Annotated in this window: 11 protein-coding genes and 1 tRNA gene; 3 read left to right on the top strand and 9 right to left on the bottom strand. The window is 41.9% G+C overall.

Features of this window, described 5'->3' with window-relative positions:
- Positions 1–14: 14 nt before the first annotated feature.
- Positions 15–941 carry a magnesium transporter CorA family protein gene (locus VCM39_RS20810; RefSeq protein WP_221650671.1) on the bottom strand — a complete coding sequence of 309 codons (927 nt, stop codon included), beginning with the start codon at positions 939–941 and terminating at the stop codon, positions 15–17.
- A gap of 264 nt (positions 942–1,205) precedes the next feature.
- Between VCM39_RS20810 and gpmI the strand changes: the two genes are divergently transcribed.
- Both gpmI and VCM39_RS20800 read left to right on the top strand, forming a co-directional pair.
- Positions 1,206–2,720: a 2,3-bisphosphoglycerate-independent phosphoglycerate mutase gene (gpmI, locus tag VCM39_RS20805; protein ID WP_221650670.1), complete on the top strand. Its 1,515-nt coding sequence runs from the start codon at positions 1,206–1,208 to the stop codon at positions 2,718–2,720.
- Between the two features lie 118 nt (positions 2,721–2,838).
- Positions 2,839–3,420 (top strand): DUF3109 family protein, encoded by a 582-nt coding sequence (locus VCM39_RS20800; protein ID WP_221650669.1) that lies wholly within the window; start codon positions 2,839–2,841, stop codon positions 3,418–3,420.
- Positions 3,421–3,541: 121 nt separating this feature from the next.
- Here VCM39_RS20800 and gyrB read toward each other — a convergent pair whose 3' ends face one another.
- The 3 genes from gyrB to VCM39_RS20785 form a co-directional block, all read right to left on the bottom strand.
- Complete coding sequence (gene gyrB / locus VCM39_RS20795) at positions 3,542–5,509, bottom strand: DNA topoisomerase (ATP-hydrolyzing) subunit B (RefSeq protein WP_221650668.1); 1,968 nt, start codon at positions 5,507–5,509, stop codon at positions 3,542–3,544.
- A gap of 201 nt (positions 5,510–5,710) precedes the next feature.
- Entirely contained in the window at positions 5,711–5,965 is a 255-nt protein-coding gene (rpsT, locus tag VCM39_RS20790; protein ID WP_221650667.1) for a 30S ribosomal protein S20, read from the bottom strand.
- Between the two features lie 39 nt (positions 5,966–6,004).
- Positions 6,005–6,076 (bottom strand) — tRNA-Glu (locus VCM39_RS20785).
- Between the two features lie 287 nt (positions 6,077–6,363).
- Between VCM39_RS20785 and recO the strand changes: the two genes are divergently transcribed.
- Positions 6,364–7,092 (top strand): DNA repair protein RecO, encoded by a 729-nt coding sequence (recO, locus tag VCM39_RS20780; protein WP_221650666.1) that lies wholly within the window; start codon positions 6,364–6,366, stop codon positions 7,090–7,092.
- A gap of 274 nt (positions 7,093–7,366) precedes the next feature.
- Here recO and VCM39_RS20775 read toward each other — a convergent pair whose 3' ends face one another.
- The 5 genes from VCM39_RS20775 to VCM39_RS20755 form a co-directional block, all read right to left on the bottom strand.
- The gene (locus VCM39_RS20775) at positions 7,367–8,518 is read right to left on the bottom strand and encodes an ISAs1 family transposase (protein ID WP_007482973.1); all 1,152 of its coding nucleotides are present in this window, start codon (positions 8,516–8,518) and stop codon (positions 7,367–7,369) included.
- A gap of 488 nt (positions 8,519–9,006) precedes the next feature.
- Positions 9,007–12,414, bottom strand: coding sequence for a sulfatase-like hydrolase/transferase (locus VCM39_RS20770; RefSeq protein ID WP_322933873.1), 3,408 nt, complete (start codon positions 12,412–12,414; stop codon positions 9,007–9,009).
- A 146-nt stretch (positions 12,415–12,560) separates the two neighbouring features.
- Positions 12,561–14,210 (bottom strand): RagB/SusD family nutrient uptake outer membrane protein, encoded by a 1,650-nt coding sequence (locus tag VCM39_RS20765; protein ID WP_221651514.1) that lies wholly within the window; start codon positions 14,208–14,210, stop codon positions 12,561–12,563.
- 22 nt (positions 14,211–14,232) lie between these two features.
- The gene (locus tag VCM39_RS20760) at positions 14,233–17,421 is read right to left on the bottom strand and encodes a SusC/RagA family TonB-linked outer membrane protein (protein ID WP_289291549.1); all 3,189 of its coding nucleotides are present in this window, start codon (positions 17,419–17,421) and stop codon (positions 14,233–14,235) included.
- Between the two features lie 259 nt (positions 17,422–17,680).
- Entirely contained in the window at positions 17,681–18,130 is a 450-nt protein-coding gene (locus tag VCM39_RS20755) for a GatB/YqeY domain-containing protein (protein ID WP_221651516.1), read from the bottom strand.

Here is an 18,130-nt window from a genome sequence, read left to right as displayed (position 1 = left end):
TTCCTTCCCCTTCTTTAGAACCATTTAATCTTTCTGAATATGATGAACGCCATTGCAGAAAGCACTACTGAGGATAATACGATTAATGCAAAAGCATGTGGCACTTCATCAATGTGTATATCTACATTCATTCCATAGAAACTGGCAATCAGTGTAGGTATCATCAATGTAATAGACAGGCTTGTCATGCGTTTCATGATCGCATTCACATTGTTGGAAATGATAGAGGCAAATGCGTCCATGGTTCCCGTAAGGATATCACTATAGATATTCACGGTATTGAATGCTTGTTTTAATTCGATTATAACATCTTCCACTAATTCCTGGTCCAGATAGTCGGTATCTTGAAAAATACTTTTCAGCTTACCTATCATCACCTCATTACCACGAATAGAGGTGTTGAAGTAAACGAGTGTTTTTTGTAATTTCATCAGGCGCAGGAGATCTTCGTTGCGGATACTTTTTTCCAGCTCTTTTTCTGCTGCGGTGATGTCAATATTAATTTGTTTCAGGTATTTCAGAAACCATACTGCCGATGAATAGATAAGCCGTAAAATCAAGTCTAATTTATTGCGTACTATGATCCCTTTACGGCGGGTATGTTCAATAAAATCCGGTAGTAATTCCGTGTTGTGATAACATACGGAAACAATGATTTCATTGTTGGTAATGATACCAATGGGGACGGTACTGAATGGGATGGCGTTCTGATTACTTTGTACGGGTATGCGAAGAATAGTCAATAACCAATTTCCCTCCGTATCTGTACGAGGGCGTTCGTCGGTATCGGCAATATCATTCAAAAAAGATTCTGGGACTTGTAATTCCTGAGTCAGAAACTCAAAATCATTTGCATCGGGGCATACTACATTCACCCAGCTATTGGGTAGCCATTGTGATTTTTCCACAAAGCCAGCCTCACAATAAAGATATTTTCTCATCTTATTGCCTCCTTTCGTTTGTTTTTAATCCGAACAGAGGCATCATGACGCTTGTATGGCTCTGTTCGCTTTTAGTTAATACTGTTGCACGTTCGCGGGTTTGAATCGTCCATATTTATATTCTTAATATTTTTAAAAGCGGGGCAAAAGTACGGAATATTTCTTATAAGAGTGCACCTTATTCTCCTTTTTTGTGATTAAAATAATCTTTTTCGTACCTTTGCACCCGAATTAAAGAAAGCCAATTAATTAATTTTAAATATTATGAGTAAGAAAGCCCTTTTAATGATCCTTGATGGTTGGGGAATAGGCGACCACGGAAAAGATGACGTAATTTTTAATACTCCCACTCCTTATTGGGATTATTTGCTAAAAACGTATCCTCATTCTCAGCTTCAGGCAAGTGGTGAGAACGTGGGTTTGCCCGATGGACAGATGGGTAACTCAGAAGTAGGACACCTTAATATTGGTGCCGGACGTGTCGTTTATCAGGATTTGGTAAAAATCAATCTGGCATGTCGTGATAACAGCATCATGAAGAACCCCGAAATTGTTTCTGCTTTTACTTATGCTAAAGAAAACGGAAAGAATATTCATTTCATGGGATTGACTTCTGATGGTGGTGTACACAGTTCATTGGATCATCTGTACAAGCTTTGTGATATATCCAAAGAATATGGTGTTGAGAATACATACATTCATTGTTTCATGGATGGTCGTGATACAGACCCGAAGAGCGGTAAAGGATTTATCGAACAATTGGAAGCGCATTGTGCAAAATCAGCCGGCAAGATTGCTTCTATCATTGGTCGCTATTATGCAATGGATCGCGATAAACGTTGGGAGCGTGTGAAAGAAGCATATGATTTGCTGGTAAATGGCATTGGTACAAAAGCTACAGATATGGTTCAGGCAATGCAGCAGTCTTATGATGAAGGTATTACTGACGAATTTATAAAACCGATTGTTAATGCGAACGTTGACGGTACAATTAAAGAAGGCGATGTTGTTATCTTCTTTAATTATCGTAATGACCGCGCGAAAGAGCTGACTGTAGTACTGACTCAGCAGGATATGCCGGAAGCAGGTATGCATACTATTCCGGGGTTGCAGTATTATTGTATGACTCCATATGATGCTTCTTTTAAAGGTGTTCATATCTTATTCGATAAAGAAAATGTGATGAATACTTTAGGTGAATATCTGGCTGCCAAAGGTTTGCAACAGCTTCATATTGCTGAAACAGAGAAATATGCACATGTAACATTCTTCTTTAACGGTGGACGTGAAACTCCATATAATAATGAAGACCGTATCTTGGTTCCGTCTCCCAAAGTAGCTACTTATGACTTGAAGCCGGAGATGAGTGCTTACGAAGTGAAAGATAAACTGGTGGCTGCCATCAACGAGAATAAATATGATTTTATCGTTGTGAACTATGCCAATGGCGATATGGTAGGACATACCGGTATTTATGATGCAATTGAGAAAGCGGTTGTTGCCGTAGATGCTTGTGTAAAAGAAACAGTTGAAGCAGCTAAGGCGCAGGGCTATGAAGCTATCATTATTGCCGATCATGGTAATGCCGATCACGCTTTGAATGAAGATGGTACTCCGAATACAGCACACTCCCTGAATCCGGTTCCTTGTGTGTATGTTACAGAAAATAAGGATGCTAAAGTAGAGAATGGACGTCTTGCTGATGTTGCTCCTACAATCCTGAAGATTATGGGACTTGAAGCACCGGCGGAAATGAATGGTAATGTACTGATTAAGTAATATATAATTTATGGTAGAGACGCACTGCATGCGTCTTGTAGCTTTGCAAACACGAATGAAATGTTTATAAGGGTACAAGGTGTATTCAATGCGTTTCTGCTTTTAATAGATTGAGTGAATGATTCAAATAGGAGATGTTGTAGTAAGTTTAGATGTGTTTCGCGAAAAATTCATTTGCAACCTGAAGGCTTGTAAAGGTGAATGTTGCATCGAAGGAGATGCCGGTGCTCCGGTTGAACTCGATGAGATTGCGAAGCTGGAAGAGGTGCTTCCTGTGATTTGGGAGGAACTTTCTCCGGAGGCTCGTGCCGTTATTGACAAACAAGGAGTGGTGTATACTGACCAAGAGGGAGATATTGTGACTTCTATTGTAAATAATAAGGATTGTGTATTTACTTGCTACGATGAAAAAGGCTACTGCTATTGTGCCATTGAAAAAGCTTACCGCGAAGGGAAAGTGAATTTTTACAAACCTGTGTCTTGTCATCTCTATCCTATTCGTGTGGGCGATTATGGTCCTTATAAAGCTGTTAATTACAGCCGTTGGGATATTTGTAAGGCAGCTGTGCTATTGGGCAAGAAAGAAGATGTACCGGTATATAAATTTCTGAAAGAACCACTTATTCGTAAATTCGGAGAAGAGTGGTATAGAGAGTTAGAGGTTACTGCAGAAGAATTAAAGAAACAACGTTTTATTTGATTGGAACAAGGTAGTATTCCAGCCTTTCTTTTTAAAAAGAAAAGCGCCGGTACAAAGGATTTTCCTTTGTTTACCGGCGCTTCTTCGTTGTAAGATGTGAGGTTGGTGATATAATTACGTATTATGCATCGATATTTGCATACGTTGCATTTTCTTCAATGAATTCGCGGCGCGGTCCTACGTCTTCACCCATTAACATGGAGAAGATGAAATCAGCTTCTGCTGCGTTTTCAATATTTACTTGTTTTAGCATACGGTTTTCCGGGTCCATCGTTGTTTCCCACAATTGCTGGGCGTTCATTTCACCCAAACCTTTATAGCGTTGTGTATGAACCGCGTTTTCCGAACCACCGCCATAGGTATCGATAAACTTCTGGCGTTGCGCATCTGTCCAGCAATATTCTTCTACTTTACCTTTCTTACACAGATAGAGCGGAGGCGTAGCGATGTACAGATAACCATTCTGGATAATCTGTGGCATATAACGGAAGAAGAATGTCATGATCAGTGTGTCGATGTGAGAACCATCGACATCGGCATCGGTCATAATGATAATCTTATGATAGCGCAACTTGTCAATGTTGGCAGCCTTGCTATCTTCTTCTGTTCCGATAGTAACACCTAATGCTGTATATATATTACGGATTTCTTCGCTTTCAAGCGCTTTGTGGTACATTGCTTTCTCTACATTCAAAATCTTACCACGTAAGGGTAGGATAGCCTGGAATGCACGGTTACGACCCTGTTTGGCTGTACCACCTGCTGAATCTCCCTCAACGAGGAATAATTCACATTTTTGTGGATCTTTGTCCGAACAGTCAGCCAGTTTACCCGGAAGTCCGCCACCGGACATCGGAGATTTACGTTGTACCATTTCACGTGCTTTACGGGCAGCGTGACGAGCTGTTGCAGCAAGTACCACCTTGTCAACGATCAGCTTGGCTTCTTTCGGATGTTCTTCCAGATAATAAGCCAATGCTTCACCTACTGCTTGGTCTACAGCTCCCATTACTTCGTTGTTACCCAATTTCGTTTTGGTCTGTCCTTCAAACTGTGGTTCAGCCACTTTAACAGAAATAACAGCAGTCAAACCTTCGCGGAAGTCATCACCGGAGATTTCTACCTTTACCTTTTCCAGCATTTTGCTGTCTTCGGCATATTTCTTCAGCGTACGCGTCAGTGCACGACGGAAACCGGCCAGGTGTGTACCACCTTCTATTGTATTAATATTATTTACATAAGAGTGGACGTTTTCAGAGAATCCGGTATTATACATGATAGCCAGTTCAATGGGGATACCCTGCTTCTCCGTGTCCAGATAGATCACATCATTAATCAGGTGATCACGTGAGGATTCCAGATAACGAACAAACTCCTTTAAGCCTTCTTCTGAATAGAATACTTCTTGTTTGAATTTGCCTTCATCATTAACTACACGGCGATCTGTCAATGTAATTCTGATACCTGCATTCAGGTAAGCAAGTTCGCGCATACGTCCGGCAAGAATTTCATACTTGTAAACCGTTTCTGTGAAGATGGTAGCATCCGGCCAGAATTGTTGTTTTGTTCCGGTATGTTCCGACTCGCCTACTTCCTTTACGGGATAAAGCGGTTTTCCTATTTCATACTCCTGCTGGTAGATTTTACCATTACGGTAAACCTGACTGATCATGTGGGCAGACAGCGCGTTCACGCAAGACATACCTACACCATGCAGACCACCTGAAACTTTGTACGAACCTTTGTCGAATTTACCACCTGCATGAAGTACCGTCATCGCTACTTCAAGTGCTGATTTCTGTTCTTTTTCGTGGAAGTCTACAGGAATACCACGTCCATTGTCCTGTACGGTAACTGAATTATCTTCGTTGATTGTGACTTCAATGTGGTCGCAATAACCTGCCAACGCTTCGTCGATAGAGTTATCAACGATTTCATATACCAAGTGATGAAGTCCCTTTACACTGATGTCGCCGATGTACATCGCGGGGCGCTTGCGCACAGCTTCCAGACCTTCTAGAACCTGAATGCTGTCGGCTGAATACGATCCGTTGTCCTGGGGAACTTGGGAGAATAAGTCTTCGCTCATAATTGCCTTTCTAAGTTATAATAACAGAGCAAAAATAGCAAAAAAAAATGGATTGAGGAAGAATAAAGGGTGAAAAAACAAGAATACTGATAAGTAGTGAAAAAGAAGAAGGTTTATCTGATTAGATGGATCCTAACGCACAAAAGACCGAACTAAAAAGTCCAGTCTCTGTGTTGTATGAAGTAGTGCTAATTTCTTATATTAAGCAAGCTTATTAATGTAGATAGCCAATTTAGACTTCAAGTTGTTAGCTTTGTTCTTGTGAATAATATTCACTTTAGCCAACTTATCAAGCAATTTTGTGATGCCTGGATACATAGCAGTTGCTTCTGCTTTGTCAGTAGTCGAACGAAGTTTTCTAACAGCGTTTCTCATGGTTTTACCATAATATCTGTTATGAAGTCTTCTTGTTTCTTCTTGTCTGATTCTCTTTAGTGATGATTTGTGATTTGCCATCTCGACTAATCTGTTTTAATTCGTTTATTTTTTTAATTGTAGCCCGTGGGGGAGTCGAACCCCCCTTTCAAGAATGAAAATCTTGCGTCCTAACCGATAGACGAACGGGCCATCATTTCTTTGAAGCGTTTCCGTTTCTTTTGCTTTTCGAGTGTTTGTTTCTCGATTGCGGATGCAAAGGTAGATACTTTTTTTGAATTAGCAAATATTTCGCAAGATTTTTTTTATAAGAAGTTACCCTGTATCTTGTATTATACCTGATTTTCTTCTGATTATCAATAAAATAATGCAGCAAAAAAAATGTCATATAGATATTCTTTTTTTTAGGTAGTAGAAGATGAACTACTAACATTCCGCTTTTTTTTGTAGTTTTGTGTTGAATTAGAATTAGAAGAGAAATGTTACAAAAAACGGTTGGGATAGTTCTTCATACACTGAAATATAATGATACATCTAATATTGTTGAGATGTATACTGAGTTGTTGGGGCGCGCCTCTTTTTTAGTTTCGGTACCACGTTCGAGAAAAGCGGCAGTAAAGTCCGTATTGTTTCAACCACTTTCTTTGATAGAGTTTGAGGCAGATTTCCGACCCAATACTACTCTTTATAAGATAAAAGAGGCAAAATCCTTTTTTCCTTTCTCTTCAATACCTTACGATCCATATAAGTCAGCTATCGCTCTTTTTCTGGCGGAATTTCTTTACCGTGCCATTCGTGAAGAAGCGGAAAACCGTCCGTTGTTTGCTTATCTGATTCACTCCATTACCTGGCTGGATGAATGCCGGGAGAGTTTTGCCAATTTCCATTTGGTGTTTTTAATGCGTCTTTCCCGCTTTTTGGGGTTATATCCCAATTTGGAGGATTATCATGAAGGGGATTATTTTGATATGTTGAATGCTTGTTTTACCTCGCTTCGTCCGCAGTTGCATTCGTCGTATATTGGTCCGCAGGAGGCATTCCGTCTTATTGGTTTGATGCGAATGAATTATGATACGATGCATATTTTCGGTATGAACCGTACAGAACGGGCACGTTGCCTCACAATTATTAATGAGTATTATCGGTTGCACTTACCCGATTTTCCGCTATTGAAATCTTTAGATGTGCTGAAAGAGTTATTCGATTAGTTGCTTCGTCTCTATGTCCTTTGCGGTGAGCTGATTTATTATTAATCAGTTTTACGCTAAATGTTGTCTGCCATTACCATCTATTTATCTCTCCGGTATCGATAAAGCCCTATCTCGTAGAGTAACGTAGGAAGCCTCGGTGTGTAGCGTTGTTTTAGATGTACATGTAAAGCGGTACGACATGTGCATGTGGTGCAGTACGACATGTGCATGTGGTGCAGTGAAACATGTACATGTAAAACAAGACTGCTCACCGGGGAACAGGGCCGACGCATTAAAATGCGCTGTCCTGTAAAAGTGTTGACAGGTATTTTTCATCCCATCCTGCTTTCAGCCTTTTGAGATTCATGCTTCCTTTTGTGACTTTATCATTCTTCAAAATGGTGAGCGCCATTTTTGTAACTGCCGAGAAATTTCTTGCTGCATTCTGCACTTTCTTGCTGTAGTCTTCCCTGAAGGTAACATCCAGTTGCCAATGCAGATTGTTTTCAATGGACCAATGCTGCCTAATGGCATTGGCTATTTCCTCCGGGTTAGTATTTTCAAGTGAAGTTATATAATACCTCGTTTCTTCAGTACGTTCCCCCGTTGCCAAAATTATCCTTTCGGATTTCATGCCCACTATTGACCTCAATCCCGCAAATTTGTCCTTAAACATCGGCTCCATGACCGGACCATAACTGACTACAGTACAGACTCTTGTTTCAAGCCTGCCATGTCCTGTACTTTCGCTGGTATGCCGGGTAACCCTATTGAGAATCACATTTCTGTTTTCATACCCATCAATTATTTTCTTGGCTAATTCATAACTGCTCTTTTGATTTTTCTTTAAAGCTATTATATAGTTTGAATTCCGTTCAATAATGGCTTTTGTTATTTCCAACTGACAGCCCATGGCATCAATAGTGACGATACAATCATCCAGATCCAAGGCATGGATTAGCAGAGGAACAGCTGTGATTTCATTACTTTTATCATCCACTTTTACCTGACCCAGAGAAATACCGTTAGCTGCAGACCATGCTGAAACCATCCAGAGCTTAAAGCCTTCTTTGCCGGTAGTATGTTCATCATTACATTTGCTAGGACCACGCATTAGTTTTCCATCGATGGCTACAACACCTTTAATCTCCTGACACACTTGTTTCACCCAATTGCGGAAAATCAACTCAAAATAGGATGGTTTTATAATGCTGAAGAAACGATTAAAAGTATCATGGCTGGGGATAACTTCTAAATCGGGTATTCTACTTTTAAAAAAATCGAATTTAGCATGGCCAAATTCTTCAATCTCATTCCAAGACTGAGCACCACAGATGACAGCAGCAATGGATACATATATGATCGTTTCCATTTTATGTAACTTTTTACGATCCATCCGAGGGTCCTCTATTTGCTTACAAATGTCAATTATACCTATTTTCATGTCAATTACTGTTTAATATTACCATGTAAATATACGAAATATAAACGAAATAAAATAATACTAAATAATTAATATTCAATTAAATAACAATAAGAAAAGTACATATGCAATAGTAAATTATTTAATGCGTCGGCCCTGCACCGGGGAAAGGAACGTTCCTTTCTGAGAAAGACAAAGTACAACACCGGGCAACGGTGGCGATGCCGTTTAGGGGCACTTCCGCTACCGAAAGGATAGGGCCATAATCTTTGTTCTTATATGGATATGAATCTATTTCACCACAGAGTAACACGGAGTTCCACAGAGTTTAAATCTTTATTGAAACGCAAATGAACGCAGATTTTCGCAAAGGGAAACAAATGTATGATAAAGAGCTACAGTCTTTTAATCTGCATTTATCTGTGTTAATCCGCGTTTTATCAGATAAATAGTACTCTGTGGAATTCTGTGCTACTCTGTGGTGAACTGATTCGCATAAGTAGGGATTTTTAAGGTGCTGTAATACGGATACTTATTTCTACTTCCCCTTTTTCATTGGGTTGTACAATCACAGGGATAAAACAAAATCCGGGGACAGGGTTGAAAATACGTCCGTTTTCATCTGTTGGAGCGATTGTAAGCGTTTGCGGGCTATTGAGTACTAAAACTCCTCCTTCCTTATTTACTTGAACAGAATGTTCGGTTATATTTTCTTTTTCCTGCGGCGCGGCAATGATGGGCAGCGTTAGTTGCACACCGGCTTTTCTTAGTGGTTCCGGGATAGAGCAGTGAATGCCGATCTCTTTCTCCTGGAAGATATAATCAATCTCCACAGCTTCTTTTCCGGCAGAAGAAAATTGTTGTTTGCTATCTACCAGATGTGTTACAATATGAAACTGATGGGCGTTCCCCTTTTTCTGATAAGTTATTTTGGTGTCCAGATCGTCGAGGTTACTATACATCGTTCCATTTTCAATTAATTCTATACGAGGGCTGCCAGCCATACGGTGTGGCTGTGTATAGGCCTGCATATTAGGAGCTTCGATCAGCGTGTAGAGATTCATGGTGGCGGCAAATACCGGCCCGATCTGTTTGTTCCATAACATAGAAAGAACTCCTCCCATCGGATGTGTCCCTTTCACTTTGTACTCCGAATCGAATCCGGTGACGGTAGCCCGCCATTCGCCTTCGCTCACCAGCCAGGTGTTGATATCCTTGAAACGTTTCACTCCATAAGTCTTATCTCGTGGGAGTAGAACGGGGGCCGGAGTAACTACCGGTTGGTTGAGAAAAGAAGCCAGTGCTTTGGCATGTCCGAAGGTATGATGAATGCAGGCTTCTACACCGCAGTCGTGATAATTCATACCTCCATGTAATAGTCCGTTGTGGGTTGCCTTTTTCAGTAAGGCGATGTTGCGGTGTATGGCTTCTGCATATTCCGGATGTCGGTCGGCAAGTGTATAGTATCCTCCCATGAAACCGTCACTGGTACGTCCTCCCCAATACGTCCATTTAAAGCTGCGGGTTCCCCAACTGTTGTCCCATGCTCCGTCGGGGAGCATAAATTCAAGATGGGTATCCATTGATTTTTCCAGGAGTGCCATTAGCTCCTTATCATCTGCCATACGGGCATAGTAAACCATATTGGGAAGTGACTCTTCTACATTATATAGAAGGTCTACCGGGAGGCAACCATTGCGTGTTTTGTTCTTTATTTCGGGACCTTCACCAAAAAGGAAATATTCATTGGTGGTGAAGAAGGCTTTTAAATCTCCGGCCGTTTCGCGGGCACGGGCGATGAAGTCCTGCCGGTTGAATTCTGTGCCAATAGCAAAGAGGGCATAGATTGCCGAGGCGGAGTAGTTTACATTCATATTGCGCATCCCTTCACGACGACGGCTGTAGATGAATTTATCACCATAGATAAATTCTCCGGCCTGCAAGAGTTGTTCACGCCAGGCATTGCGGGTCGAGTCGTCCAGTAAATGGCCGTGATGATGCAATGCTTCATAAAGAGCGATGGCAGCGAATACGGTTGTTCCGTTCCAGTCCGACACGTTCACGTCATTCATCCATGAACCATCCGGTTGATGAACGTTGCCCATCCAGTGCATCAGGTTTTTGGCTGCTGTTACATATTTCTCATTACACGTTTTCTCGGCAATATACATTAAAGGTAACACAGCATCACCACAGCGCCCATGTACGCGGGCACAGGCCGGACAAAGAAGGCCTCCGTTCAATGAGGCATTTTTGTGGCTGACTTGATAGGTAAGGAGTGTTTCCACCCATTCGGTAAGTAGCTCATCGGCTTCGGCTTGTATAGAGCTGTCTTTGTATCCGGCACGTACACCAATAGCCGAAATTTTATCTCCCGGATTTACGTTGAACGGACCTGTGTAGAGGAACCAGTGATGTTCGTTCAATCCGCGACCGTTTATCTGGTAAGCAATGGAAGCTCCTTCGGTACTGCAAGTCAGGGTAGCCGTTCCGTTTTCTATCTTTACTTCAGGGCGGGCTACTACAGGTTGTACCCCTCCCGGGCGAAACATTTCAATGAGTTCCGGTTCGGTGTATTTCCACATCTTATTATAAGTTGATATCCAACGGTCAAATTCATCACTCAGTTCTTTTATCTTTTTCTTATATTTAGGGTCATCCGCCAGATTGTTTAGTTCATGCGGATCAGCTTGTACGTCATAGAATTCTATTTCGGGACGAGGATATTTGAACCATTTCTCCTGATCGGCATTTAGTTTTCCGGCTTCATGGAGCTCTGCCATACGGGCCATCATAGGCATAGCGGCGCGGGAGATGATGGGTAGATAGTCGGGTTGTTCAGTACGATAGTTGCGTATATAACGATAGCGCTCATCACGTACACAGCCTTGTTTTTCATAGAAAGTATCGAGGCGGTCGCGCGCACCATAAACATACTTACGCGGTTTCTGCTTGTATTGACCTAAAAAAGCACGACCGTGCATATATTCAGGTACAGGTAGTCCGGCCAGTGAAAGGATTGTTGCAGGGATATCAACAAACATGTGCAACCCCTGGTCTACCGTCCCCGCTTTGTATCCGTCGGGAAAACGTATCATAAACGGCACAAGTGCCCCTGATTCATATAGTTCTCTTTTTTGTCTGGGCATGGGGCCACCGTTGTCTGAGTACCATATGATAATTGTATTGTCCAGTTTACCCGATGCTTTAAGCTCGTCTACCAGTATCTGAAACTGACGGTCCATTTCGGTGATATTGCTATAAAGAATGGCCATGTCTTTGCGTACAACAGGATCGTCCGGATAATAGGGAGGAAGAATGATATCTTCCGGCTGAACACTCAAAGGCTGGTCTGCACGTTTCATTACCTGAAACTCATGTGTCACATTGAGATTGAAGATGGAGAAGAAGGGCATTCCTTCGGGAGCATGTTTCCAATGTGCCCGATCTCCTTGTTCATCCCAGGCGGTTAGAGGAGCGGCAAACTGATAATCTGTTTTTGAGTTATTAGTGCAGAAGTAACCTGCGGCACGCATCTGTTCCGTATAGCATTTGATACCTGCCGGAAGTACTACATCGTATGGATGTATGCCGGCCGGTTTCGACTTGTTTTGTGCTGTACGCATATTGTTGGCACCAATGGAGGTTGGATACATCCCGGTAATAAGTGCTGCACGACTTGGAGAAGAGACTCCGATCGTGGTGTACATACCCGTGTAGCGTATACTCTCGCGTGAGAAATTATCCAGGTTGGGGGTAACGGCTACAGCGTCGCCATAACATCCCAGGTAAGGACTGATATCTTCGCAAACGATGCAGAGAATGTTTGGCCGTTCGGGCTGTTTTTGCCCGGTAGCGTTACTGTGTGCCAGAGGTAAGATGAGGCCCGGCAGGGCTGATAATAACTTGTATTTCATAATTGTCAGGGATAAAAATCTGTATCAGCTTTCCCCTTAGACCGCAGATTATACAAACCCGGAACAAAAGATAATCACACTAATTGTTATGGACTTAAGAGTTTATAATTTGTATAGGTTCATACAACCTGCGGCCCGGGGTTTTATCAATATTTCGGATTCTGGGTCACGATACCCTTCGTCTCCCGTATTTCGTAAGTTGGTATCGGATATAATTCATGTTTGCCCGCTTCGAAACGATTTCCTGCTGCCCAGGTATAGGCTTTCAGTGTACCGTCAGCTACGGCTGCTTTGAACTTCACGGCAAAATCGGCAATCGTACTACCCAATAAATTCCATCGGATAAGATCAAATCTGCGAAAACCTTCAAAGCAAAGTTCGCGTGCACGTTCCATATATAGATAATCACGGACGGTTTGCTGTGTGGGAAAGTCTGCTTTTGTGAAGTCCAGCTCTGCATTCGGGGTTGTAGGGTCGGCTTCATAAGCCCGGCGACGTACCTGATTCAAACATTCAATAGCCAGATCGTCCAGCTGCCCGTCGTATTCATTTACAGCTTCAGCATACATCAGCAGTACGTCAGAGTAGCGTAGCAGGATGAAGTTTACATCTGTGTTTTCGAGGTCTTTTGGAGAACCTGCTACCCAGTTGCGACGCCATTTGCCTGGTGCCCAATTATAACTCTCGTTAAGGGGAACAGCGATTACTTTATCATTTTTGTCTATTTTGAATGTAGCAATAGCGGTTGGGAGGCGTGGATCATCTTCATCAAAATAATTATAGAAGATGTGAGTAGTTTTGATAAATGAATTTCCTAACCCATAAGAAGAGTTTCTGTCAATCTCAGGTGAGTTGTATGAGCCGATTTTACCGGTATGTTCCGTACCTCCTGTCGGGTTATAGAACTGTACTTCGTACATCACCTCTTTCGGTTCCAGTTTATACTCGCATACATTGCGGAATACCCGTTCATAACTTGGATTCAGTGAGTGGTGATGCGAAGTGATCAGTTCGTTACAAACTTCTTTGGCCCGTTTGTAATACTCTTTGTAATTGTCCGGGCGTTTCATCTTTCCATCCTGGTGCAAGGAGTATCCGGCACGAAAGAGATAAGCACGTGCTAGTAATCCCATAGCCGCTCCTTTGGAAGGACGTCCCGTATAAGAAACTTCGTCATGCCAGGGCAGGTCGGCAACAGCAGCTTCCATATCCTCTATAATCTGGTCATATACTTTTTCACGATCAGTGCGGGGGATTAGGAAGTTTTCGCTCTTCTTGGATGAGGTTAGTTTCATCGGTACATCGCCCCACATACGTACAAGATCAAAGTAACAAAGTCCACGCAGAAGGCGAGCTTCGGCAATCAGGCGTTTGAAAGTGGCTTTACTTGCTTCATCCGGTAATTCCACTTTCTCTTTATTGTCCATGATACGGTTTACACGGTCAATACCTGTATAGTAAAGCCCCCATGATTCTTCCAGCCAGGTATGTGCGGCATAGATATTATAGTGGCCAATATCTCGTGCAGCTTGTCCTGTACCCGAACCTTTGATATGGCTCAGGTCAGTATCGCAGTCGTTGACGAGCATAAAATGTCCGTAAGTCATCTTCTCACTCAGCACTTCATAAGCTCCGTTTACGGCAAGTTCTAATTCGGTATTATTGGTATAAAAGTCAGCTTCGTCAATGAAGTCATATTTCTTTTCTGTAAGGAAATCTTCGCAGGAAGTAAATATGCCCATACCCAAAACAATAAGTGGCAGGGTTACTATATGCTTAATCGTTGTTGTTCTCATAATACATGTTCTTTTTTTAAGTTTAAAAAGCGATGTTTGCACCAAATACGAAGGAGATAGAAGAAGGGTAAGCTCCCCAATCGATTCCCGGAGTCAGACCGTTGTTAGGGTATGTGTTTACTTCCGGGTCATAACCGGAGTATTTTGTGAATGTATGAAGATTGTATCCGGTGGCATAGAAACGTACTGTTGACAGTTTGATTTTCTTTGTCAGTTCACGTGGAAGGGTATATCCCAATGAGATATTGTTAATCTTCAGGAACGAGCCGTCTTCTACATAACCGGAGTGGAAATAAAGATCAGAACTTCCTTCAATGGATACGTAGTTTCTGTTTCTGTTCACTTCTGCCAGTTGTGCCGGATCGTTGAAGATATATTCACCTTTGGCATTCATTACGGTAAAACGGCTCAGGGCTTCGTCTTTCAGTGTGTTGCGCCACTGGTTATTGAACTTTGTATAATACATTTTATTGGCGCTGTATACCTTGTTTCCTATGGAGAAATTCAAGAAGATACTCAGGTCAAAGCCTTTCCAGGTCAATGTATTGGTCATACCACCATAGAGTTTGGGATTGGCATTCCCGATAACTTCACGATCTTTATCGGTGATTTCTCCGTTTTTATCTATATCTTCAAACTTCCAATAACCGGGTTTGGGATAACGGCTCTTATCATAGGGTATACCTTCTTTTAATATATATTTTTGTTGATTGGCATCGTATGTAAAGTCATCCATCGTATAAATGCCTTTCAGGCGATAGCCATACATTTGTCCCAACGACTGTCCCACCCGGATCATGTAGTCACTCTTATTGAATTCAGAGGTTTGTGCCCATCCTGATACGATTTCCATATAGTCGGACATGTACAGCTCTTTCACCTTGTTTTTGTTGTGTGCAAGGTTGATGTTGGTAGTCCAGGTAAAGTCCCGGGTATGGATGTTATGTGACGTAATAGATACTTCTACACCTTTGTTATTGGTTTTTCCCGCATTAATCATCATGTTTTTAAAGCCGGATAATTGAGGGATAGGAGCGTCCAGTAGCAAACCTTTGGTTTCTACGTTATAGATATCTACAGTCAGTTGCAGGCGTTGATCGAAGAATCCCATATCCAGTCCCAGGTTGGCAGTGATATTGGTTTCCCATTTCAAGTCGGGATTGTATAGCTGTTTACTAACAAAGCCACTTTGAGTACCTGTACCATAGGGGATCCATACCGAACCTATTTTTGAAAGTGAAAGGTAGTTATCGATGTGATTGTTGCCGGCAGCACCGTAACTGAGTCTTACCTTCAGATTAGAAAATACATTCCAGCGTTTAATAAATTCCTCTTCGGAAGCTCTCCATGCAAAAGAGGCAGAGGGGAAATAGCCCCATTTGTTGTTTGCTCCGAATTTGGATGAACCATCTGCGCGGATGGAAGCTGCGAAAAGATACCTTTGTTTCAGGTTATAGTTGGCACGAAAGAAGTATGATAGCATACGCTCTTCCTGGTTGATCGTCTGTACAATATCGGGTGAAGCCCCTAACGACATATCATTCAGACCGAAGTTCTTGTCGGGGAAATTAGTTGCCCCTGTCTTTAAGTATTTTGATTTGAAAGAGATAAATTCCTGACCACCTACCAGATCGAGTTGATGATTGATGTTAAATGATTTATTATAGGTCAACACATTATTATACATAAAACTCTCTTCGTCCGTTGATTTTTTCCATCCAAAAGGAGCCCCGGCATTCTTTGCCTGCTTTGAACGTTCCGAATAAAACACATCTTCGTTGCGCATCCGCTTACGGATACCAACCGTTCCGCGATAAGACCATTCTTTATTGAATTTGATTTCAGCATCTCCATTGATATTCAGGATGCGGTTTCGTTTTTCTATAGATTCGCTTTCGATAGAAGCAATCGGGCTTTGCATGGGGCTTGCACCTTCGAGTAGCAATACCGGATCGTCATCATTGATAAGTAAGTCATTGTCACTGCCGTTTTTGCCGATAGTAGGACGGTATTGTATCACATGTTGCATGCGGCTGAATGCTCCACCTTCCTGGAGACTTCCCAGCCCTTCTGTTGTTTCGTCAATATAACTTGCATTGGCCGATAGGTTAAGCCATTCGGATGCTACCTGGTTGATCTTCATACGGAAGTTATCGCGCTTTAGCCCACTGCCATACCAGATACCTTTGTCATCATTGCGTGTATAAGAGAAGAGATACTTTGAGGTTTTACTCCCTCCGCTGATTGTGAATTTATGCTGTTGGCTGATAGCAGAGTGGTTTTCAAAAACCTCTTTCTGCCAGTCGATACCGGATCGGTTTCCATATAACTGGTTGTATTCATCGAAATTTCCATAAGTTGGAATGATCACATCACGCATTTTATCCGGCTGATCGATGTAACGTTCGTAGTCTAATTTTACGAAATCCTCTACATCCAGGAGGTCGTACTTCTTATTTACTTTTTTGAATCCTATATACATGTCGTAACTGATACTCAATTTGTCCTGTTTACCGCCTTTCGTTGTTACCAGAACCACACCATTTGCTCCTCTTGCTCCATAAATGGCTGTCGACGAAGCATCTTTCAGGATGTCAATTGACTCAATATCATTGGCTTCGATTCCTTTCAATCCGTCTTCCGAGGGGAAACCGTCAATAATATAAAGAGGTTCGTTACTTTGTGTAATCGATGTACCTCCACGTACTTTTATAGATACATCAGCATCGGGTGAACCTTGTGAGCGGATTACCTGTACACCGGCCACTTTACCACTTAATGCCTGGGTTACATCTGAAATGGGCACAGCTGCCAGCTCACTGGCTTTTACTGAAGACACCGAACCTGTCAGGTCTTTCCGTTTAACAGTAGCATATCCGATTTTTACGACTTCTTCCAGTTCGACAGCAGATGATTCAAGAGTGACATTAATTCTGCGTTGATTTTTCACGGCCACTTCTTTCGAGTCAAGGCCTATAAAAGAGAATACTAACACGGCTTGACCGGGATTAGTAACGGTAAGTTTGTAGTTACCCTCCACATCGGTCGTAGTTCCTACTGTTGTTCCTTTAATAAGGATATTTGCACCGGGTAAACCTTCCTGATCGGCATCAACCACCTGACCAGTAACTTCGATACTTCCTTGTGCGTGTACTTGTAGAGTGAAGCAAGTACATAATACAAGAAAGATGTAGCGTAATACATTTTTCATACGTGTTTGAATTAAGATTAATACTTAGGTTTTAGTGTTTGCAATGTAATCTTTTATTTCTTTTTGCGCTTTCAGCCTTGTTGTTGTTATTTTTAGTTTTGATTTTTGGATTTTAATCTTGTGTAAATTAAATATAAATTTGTTGAATATTATAAAAGAAGTCCCGGAAAGAGAGCAATATTCTCTTTCCGGGACATCTTTTTAAGTGCTGGTATTTACTTCGGTTATCTCGTAGAGAATTCCTCTGTATATTGAAGAATTAACCGAGTAACTCTTTCACTTTAGTAGATATAGCGCGGCCTTCCGCCAGTCCGGCAAGTTTTTTGGAGGCAACTCCCATTACTTTACCCATATCTTTACCACTTGTAGCACCTGTTTCTGCAATGATTTCTTTTAGCGCTGCCTCCAGTTCTTCTGGCGTCATCTGTTTAGGTAGATAGGCTTCCATAACCTTTACTTGCGCCAATTCACCGTCTGCCAGGTCCTGACGTCCTTGTCCGATGTAAATTTCTGCAGAGTCTTTTCCCTGTTTAACCAGTTTCTGGATGATCTTTAAAGCAGCATCATCTGTCAGAATATCATTTGCTCCCGGAGCTGTTTTGGCTTCCAGAAAGAATTTCTTTACATTTCTCAGTGTTTCAAGGGCTACTTTATCTTTAGCCTTCATTGCGTTTTTGATGTCTTCGCTGACTTTTTCGAATAAATCCAT

The organism is Bacteroides mucinivorans (assembly GCF_034654355.2).
Classification (GTDB): domain Bacteria; phylum Bacteroidota; class Bacteroidia; order Bacteroidales; family Bacteroidaceae; genus Bacteroides; species Bacteroides nordii.
Note: the sequence above shows the minus strand (reverse complement) of the source record. Positions and strands in the feature narration are given on the sequence as shown.

Bases quoted from the DNA above. Each gene is read 5' to 3' on its own strand.
- recO (WP_221650666.1), top strand. From the start codon at position 6,364: ATGTTACAAAAAACGGTTGGGATAGTTCTTCATACACTGAAATATAAT.
- VCM39_RS20760 (WP_289291549.1), bottom strand. From the start codon at position 17,421: ATGAAAAATGTATTACGCTACATCTTTCTTGTATTATGTACTTGCTTC.
- VCM39_RS20775 (WP_007482973.1), bottom strand. From the start codon at position 8,518: ATGAAAATAGGTATAATTGACATTTGTAAGCAAATAGAGGACCCTCGG.
- VCM39_RS20765 (WP_221651514.1), bottom strand. From the start codon at position 14,210: ATGAGAACAACAACGATTAAGCATATAGTAACCCTGCCACTTATTGTT.
- VCM39_RS20810 (WP_221650671.1), bottom strand. From the start codon at position 941: ATGAGAAAATATCTTTATTGTGAGGCTGGCTTTGTGGAAAAATCACAA.
- VCM39_RS20800 (WP_221650669.1), top strand. From the start codon at position 2,839: ATGATTCAAATAGGAGATGTTGTAGTAAGTTTAGATGTGTTTCGCGAA.
- VCM39_RS20770 (WP_322933873.1), bottom strand. From the start codon at position 12,414: ATGAAATACAAGTTATTATCAGCCCTGCCGGGCCTCATCTTACCTCTG.
- gpmI (WP_221650670.1), top strand. From the start codon at position 1,206: ATGAGTAAGAAAGCCCTTTTAATGATCCTTGATGGTTGGGGAATAGGC.
- VCM39_RS20755 (WP_221651516.1), bottom strand. From the start codon at position 18,130: ATGGATTTATTCGAAAAAGTCAGCGAAGACATCAAAAACGCAATGAAG.
- rpsT (WP_221650667.1), bottom strand. From the start codon at position 5,965: ATGGCAAATCACAAATCATCACTAAAGAGAATCAGACAAGAAGAAACA.
- gyrB (WP_221650668.1), bottom strand. From the start codon at position 5,509: ATGAGCGAAGACTTATTCTCCCAAGTTCCCCAGGACAACGGATCGTAT.